This window comes from Microbacterium sp. WCS2018Hpa-9, assembly GCF_031843745.1.
In the GTDB taxonomy this organism is placed as follows: domain Bacteria; phylum Actinomycetota; class Actinomycetes; order Actinomycetales; family Microbacteriaceae; genus Microbacterium.
In genome coordinates this window covers 90,648-96,647 of the sequence record NZ_JAVTIY010000012.1, presented here as the reverse complement: position 1 = coordinate 96,647, position 6,000 = coordinate 90,648, and the positions used below count along the sequence as shown (strand labels likewise).

At 67.8% G+C, this 6,000-nt stretch carries 6 protein-coding genes; 2 read left to right on the top strand and 4 right to left on the bottom strand.

Annotated elements, in window-relative coordinates; translation table 11 throughout:
- The first annotated feature begins 166 nt into the window (after positions 1–166).
- Positions 167–1,495, top strand: coding sequence for a CoA transferase (locus tag RQG82_RS19365; RefSeq protein WP_311260409.1), 1,329 nt, complete (start codon positions 167–169; stop codon positions 1,493–1,495).
- Here the strand turns inward: RQG82_RS19365 and RQG82_RS19360 are convergent.
- The 4 genes from RQG82_RS19360 to RQG82_RS19345 all read right to left on the bottom strand — a co-directional run bounded on the left by RQG82_RS19360 (position 1,480) and on the right by RQG82_RS19345 (position 5,257).
- Positions 1,480–2,277 carry a DUF4184 family protein gene (locus RQG82_RS19360; RefSeq protein WP_311260408.1) on the bottom strand — a complete coding sequence of 266 codons (798 nt, stop codon included), beginning with the start codon at positions 2,275–2,277 and terminating at the stop codon, positions 1,480–1,482. The two genes, RQG82_RS19365 and RQG82_RS19360, sit on opposite strands and share 16 nt — an antisense overlap.
- Before the next feature lie 93 nt (positions 2,278–2,370).
- A complete protein-coding gene (gene tyrS / locus RQG82_RS19355; RefSeq protein ID WP_311260407.1) occupies positions 2,371–3,672 on the bottom strand; it encodes a tyrosine--tRNA ligase in 1,302 nt (433 codons plus the stop codon).
- Positions 3,673–3,725: 53 nt separating this feature from the next.
- A complete protein-coding gene (locus RQG82_RS19350) occupies positions 3,726–4,616 on the bottom strand; it encodes a hypothetical protein (RefSeq protein ID WP_311260406.1) in 891 nt (296 codons plus the stop codon).
- Entirely contained in the window at positions 4,613–5,257 is a 645-nt protein-coding gene (locus tag RQG82_RS19345; RefSeq protein WP_311260405.1) for a SatD family protein, read from the bottom strand. The genes RQG82_RS19350 and RQG82_RS19345 overlap by 4 nt, the downstream gene beginning before the upstream one ends.
- 59 nt (positions 5,258–5,316) lie before the next feature.
- Between RQG82_RS19345 and RQG82_RS19340 the strand changes: the two genes are divergently transcribed.
- Positions 5,317–5,904, top strand: coding sequence for a DUF1349 domain-containing protein (locus RQG82_RS19340; protein ID WP_311260404.1), 588 nt, complete (start codon positions 5,317–5,319; stop codon positions 5,902–5,904).
- The last annotated feature ends 96 nt before the right edge of the window (positions 5,905–6,000 follow it).

The window sequence follows — 6,000 nt, the reverse complement described above, 5'->3', positions numbered from 1 at the left end:
CTCTCCGCTTCCCTGTGGGGCGAACAAGTAATAAGTTACGTGGGTTCCGGGGTTCTGGCAAATCGGGCCACCACTCCCGGGCGTGTCGCCCCCCGCGTTCGATGCAGGTTTTCCCAGTCCAGCGGGGGTATTCGTCTCAGATCGCCGCCACGAGTACGATCACAGCGTGAACGAGCCCCCGAATGGAGCCCCTGCTGCCGTGCTGCTGGAGCGGGTGTGGGCAGAGCTCGGCATCGAGCCGGCCTCTGCATCCACCGCCACCGCACCCCTTCATGCCGTGCCTCTTCCGTCGCGCCTCGCGACTGCTGATCTGGCGTGGGCGAGCGTGCGTGCCGTCTCCCTGGCATCCGGCATCGGGCTCCCTCCAGAACCCGACCGCATCGCCGTCGCCTATCGAAGTGATCAGGCCCTCACCATCGATGGACTCTCCCCCGATGTCTGGTCGCCCTACTCGGGGTTCTTCCGCGCAGCCGACGGGTGGATCCGCACTCACGGCAACTACCCGCATCACGCGATGCGCCTGCAGTCCGGACTCGCTCTCACTGCTGACTCCGACGCCGATGACGTGCGGGCCGCCATCCTGCCGCTGAGTGCCGCCGAGGCAGTCGAGCGGATCACGGCGACGCGCGGGCTGGCGGTGCGGGTGCTGCGGGAGAACCCGCACCACGATGCGCTGCTGCGCGCCACTCCCCTGCTCCAGGTCGAGCGGATCGATCTCTCACCCCGCGATGGACGACACGAATCGGGCGCTCGAGACCTTCGCGCGCCGCTCGCAGGCGTGCGAGTGCTCGACCTCACACGGGTGATCGCCGGCCCCGTATGCACCCGCACCCTCGCACTTCTGGGTGCAGACGTGCTTCGCGTCGATCCGCCGCATCTGCGCGAACCCGAGTGGCAGCACTTCGACACCGGTCACGGCAAGAGAACGACGCTGCTCGATGCCCGCACCGATCGGTTCGAGGAGCTGGTCGCGGAGGCCGACGTCGTCGTTCTGGGATATCGGCCGGAATCCCTCGATCGTCTCGGTCTGTCTGCACCTGCACTGCTCGAACGGCATCCGGGCCTGGTGATCGCCCAGCTCAGCGCATGGGGAATCGACGAGCCCTCTCGTGCCGGGTTCGACAGTCTGGTGCAGGCCGAGTCCGGGATAGCCATGATCGAGAGCCTCGATGGTGATCGCCCCGGAGTTCTGCCTGCACAGGCCCTCGACCACAGCACGGGGTACCTTCTCGCGGCGGCGGTCATCTCACTGCTCGAACGGCGGCGGCGAGAGGGCGGCGGCTGGGTGGTGCGAACCTCACTGCGTCGAGTCGCGGCCGAGCTTCTCGGAATGCCGCGATCCTCCCGGCCCCAAGCGGGACCGGAGTTGGATCTCGCCGCGCACACCGCCGCGTTCGACGTCGCGGGGCAGACGGTCACCACCGCCGCGTCGGTGCTTCCCGGCCTCGAGTTCGCAGCGCCCCATCGCTGGGGATCCGATCAGCCGCGCTGGTGAAGACGGCGGAACAGCGGCACCGAGAGGCAGAGCGCAAGCGTGAGGACACCCCACAGCGCACACGCCGTCGGCAGCACCCGATAGGCCAGATGCTGATACGTGAACTCTTCGGTGAACGGCCCGTACGCCAGGTATCCCATGACCCACGCAGTGATGAGCACGGCGGGTAGCGACAACCACCACGCCAGGCGGACACCCCCTGGCGTCGCGCGCTCGACGTCTTCGCGGGGATCGGCGTGCTGCAGGCGGCGGATGGCCCAGATGCCGATGATGAGCAGCCCGATCACGCTCGATCCGTACTGCAGCCATTTGTACCCGGTGAGCAGGCCCCACATGTCGTCCAGTGCGGGAAGCGCATCCACTCCCCATCGCCCCTCGTGCGTGAAGAGATCCCAGACGATGTGCGTCAGGACGCCCAGCACCAGCGACGCCGCGAGCATGACGGGATAGAGCCGATTCTGCGCCCCGATGCCGACGGCCGTTCTCGCTGCGTCGATGCCGGACTGCGACCAGTCGGCGGGCAGTCGACGGGCCAGCCACAGCGGAGACAGCTCGCCGACCGTCGGGCGCAACACCACGCGCCAGAGCAGGAAGAGCCCGAACGCGACCAGCGCTGTCCAGAGCACATTGCCGAACGTGTGGGTGAACGAGTACCTGAGGCCGACACCGCGGAGGAACAGGGGCAGGTCCGGCGTCATGGCGCCGATCGCGATCGCGGCCGGCACGAGCGGAGTGCGGATGAAGGGCAGGGCGACCAGCGCGTGACTCGGCGTGAACGGCATCGGCTCTCCTGACGAGCGGGGTGGTGAGAAGCGTGACGGCGGTCATCCGAGAGTTCCTCAGACGACCGCCGTCACGCGATCAGAGACAGACCTTCAGGCGAGGAAGACTCCTGCGAGGGTCTTCTTGCCGCGGCGAAGCACGGAGACCCCGCCCGGCAGAGTCCCCTGCACGGTGGCCGAGTCGTCCTCCACGCGTGCGCCGTCGAGCGACACCCCGCCTTGGCTGATCGCGCGTCGTGCTTCGGACAGGCTGGAGACCAGGCCGGTGGCGACGAGCGCATCCACGACCGGTGAACCGGCTTCGACTGTCGCGTGCGGGAGCTCTTCGAGAGCGGTGCGCAGCGTCGACGCATCGAGAGCGGTCAGGTCACCCTGACCGAACAACGCTTCGGATGCCGCGATCACGGCGGCCGTCGCATCGATCCCGTGCACGGTCGCCACGACCTCGAGCGCGAGGCGCTTCTGCGCCGCACGCCGGAACGGCTCTGACTCGACGAGAGCTTCGTACTCCTCGACCTCGGCACGGGTCAGGAACGTGAACACCTTGAGCCGCCCGATCACGTCGGCATCCGCCGTGCTGAGCCAGAACTGGTACATCCGGTAGGGGCTGCACATCTCGGCATCGAGCCAGATCGCGTTGCCCTCGCTCTTGCCGAACTTGGTTCCGTCACTGTTGGTGATCAGCGGTGTGCCGATCGCGTGCGCGGAAGCCCCCTCGGCGCGACGGATGAGGTCGGTGCCGCTGGTCAGGTTGCCCCACTGGTCGGAGCCACCCGTCTGCAGCACGCAGTCGTACTGCCGGTAGAGCTCGAGGAAGTCCATCCCCTGCAGGATCTGGTAGCTGAACTCGGTGTAGCTGATGCCCTCATCCGAGTTCAGACGCGCGGCGACAGCGTCCTTCTTGAGCATCGTGCCGACACGGTAGTGCTTGCCGATCTCGCGCAGGAAGTCGATCGCCGACAGCGGCGCCGTCCAGTCGAGGTTGTTGACGATGCGCGCGGCGTTCTCACCCTCGAAGCTCAGGTAGCGCTCGACCTGCTTGCGCAGGCGCCCCACCCACTCCTCGACCGTCTCACGGGTGTTGAGCGTGCGCTCCGCCGTGGGCCGAGGGTCACCGATCAGACCGGTGGAGCCGCCGACGAGGCCGAGCGGCTTGTGACCGGCGAGCTGGATGCGACGCAGCGTGAGCAGTTGCACCAGGTTTCCGAGGTGCAGGCTGGCTGCTGTCGGGTCGAAACCACAGTAATACGTGATCGGGTCCCCGGCGAGAAGGGCGCGCAGCGCCTCCTGGTCAGTGGACACGTGGACGAGGCCGCGCCACAGCAGTTCGTCCCACACGTTCTCGAACGTGGGGTCGATCGCCGGCGGGGCGGTCGTCAGAGCGGAATTCGACACGCGCCCCAGGCTATCAGCGGTCGGGGCACGGGAATCGCCGTGATCGCATCCGATCAGACGTGCGCAGCCCACCACACGAGGAAGGCTGCACCCAACCCGATGACCCAGCTCACGAGACTGCCGACGAGGAAGTACTCCGCGCGGGCCCCGGTCTCGCCGTCGCGCGAGATCTCGGGGAAGCGGACGATTCCCTTGGCGGCCAGCATCGCGGCGAGAATCGGATACGCGGCGGCCAAGGTGAGGAGCATCACGAGGATGCGTTCGAGCGGCCCGATCAGTCGACCGCCCTTGAAGCCCGCCCGGGGATCCCGTGCGGGCACGGCGTCGGCTTCGCCCGCCTGGTCTGCCTGCTCAGCGGCCGCCGTGTCTGCCGCACCCACGCCGATCACTCCCGTCACGCCGTCGTCTGCCTGCGCGACAGGGGCCACCGGATGCGCGACCGGGGCGTCGGAAACGGCCAGTTGCGCCTCTGCGGTGTCGCGCACCGCGGCTCGCCTCAACTCGGCAGGCCGCCACGTGTGCTCGCCGTCGAGTGCTGCCCGGACCACGAGGTTCGCGGACTCCAAGAGGAACACACCCGTTCCCACGGTGAGGATCGCGAGATCGAACGGGACATCTCCGAACGGGGAGCGCACGCTCCACACGGAGCCGATCAGACCGGCATCCGCGCGGGCACCCAGCCAGACGACCGATCCGATGCTCAGCACACCGAGGAGCACGGCGGGCCAGAAACCGAGCGGCGCGGGTCTCTCGGACGGCATGCACCACACCCAGAGCGCACCCACCACGAGCGCGAGCATCATGGGCAGCAGCGCGTCGCTCACACTGCCGAGCAGAAGGAGGATCACTGCCACCGTGAGATAGCCGACCCATCGATGCGAGGCGAACTGGCGCACGAGATCGGCTGAGCCCACGGCCAGCAGGATGAATCCGGCGACGATCATGCGCTCGCCCCCCTCAGCGCGGCGACGCCTTCGATGAGGGCGGCGCTGCCGGCGTTGCGCAGCGACTTCGAGACGCTGGGCTGCGAAATACCCTCCTCGGCGGCGAGGTCGTGCTGTGATCTGCCGACCAGGCGTCCGTAGGTCAGACGGCGTTCTCGCTCGTTCATCGCCCCGACCAGCTCGTCACGGACGAGGAGGTAGGCGTTCGACGCGGCGATGGTGCTCTCCATGACCTCATCCTGCCCCGTGGCTCCGACAATCCACGTGCGCGTGCGCGGCACGGTGCGACTCTCCCTCGCGTGCACGGTCTCGATCGCGGCACGCGCCGCGTACCACCCCGGTCCGTCGGCGAGTTCGCCGTGCACCGAGTCGACCGAACGCACGTCCCCCACGCCGATCCCGAATCGGAAGGCGATGCCGTCGGGAAGTGCGAGCTGGATCATCAGCAGCGACACCATCGCGTCTTCGAGCTCGAGATAGACGCCCTGCTGCTCGTCCCCTACCGTGGGCGTGAGCGCGTGGTGCGCGAGGGGCAGATGCTTCTCGACACGTGCGATGGTGTCATCGAGGATTCGCTGCGCCGCCGAACGATCGTCGAGCTTGCGAGAGCCCACGATATCGGCGAGTACGGCGATGACCATGTGATAACCGTATCACGAATAACTTCCGTTTATGCCCTATTTGGCTATAGCCTGAGAACATGCCTGAATCAGACATCATCCCCTGGTCCGAAGGGTCCTGGACCCATGCTCCCGCTCATCTCTCCTCCGGTGCCGAACACCTGGACGTGACCGCCGTAGAAGGCAGCGACGCCTGGCGGCACACCGCCTACGGGTTCGTGCACGACACCGAGCACGCGCTGCTCGCTCCACTGGCAGTGGGCGAGGCGATGGACGTGTCGTTCCGCGCCCCCTGGGACGGACAGTTCGACCAGGCCGGAGTCTTCGTGCGCATCGACGACGAGCACTGGATCAAGGCGGGCGTCGAATACGCCGACGACCATCTCGGGCTCGGCGCCGTCGTCACCGACATTCGCTCGGACTGGTCGGTCGGCTACGTCGACGACTGGCACGGCAGCGAGATCACGGTCCGCGTGAGCCGCTGGCCGGATGCCGTGATCGTGCGTGCACGCGCGGACGACGGCGAATGGCGCCTGGTGCGGGTGGCGCCGTTCGACGGCGAGGCGACAGCATCCGCCGGTCCGTTCCTCGCGGGCCCCACCCGCTCCGGACTCGTCGTCCGCTTCACCCGCTGGATGCGCTCAGCCGCCGACGTCGCACTGCACTGAGCTCGACCCGACGGATACTCCGCGGAGAGGTCGCTCTGCTGAGTGACGAACGGCCCGCGGAACTCTCTCGCCGAGAGTTCCGCGGGCCGTCTGTGG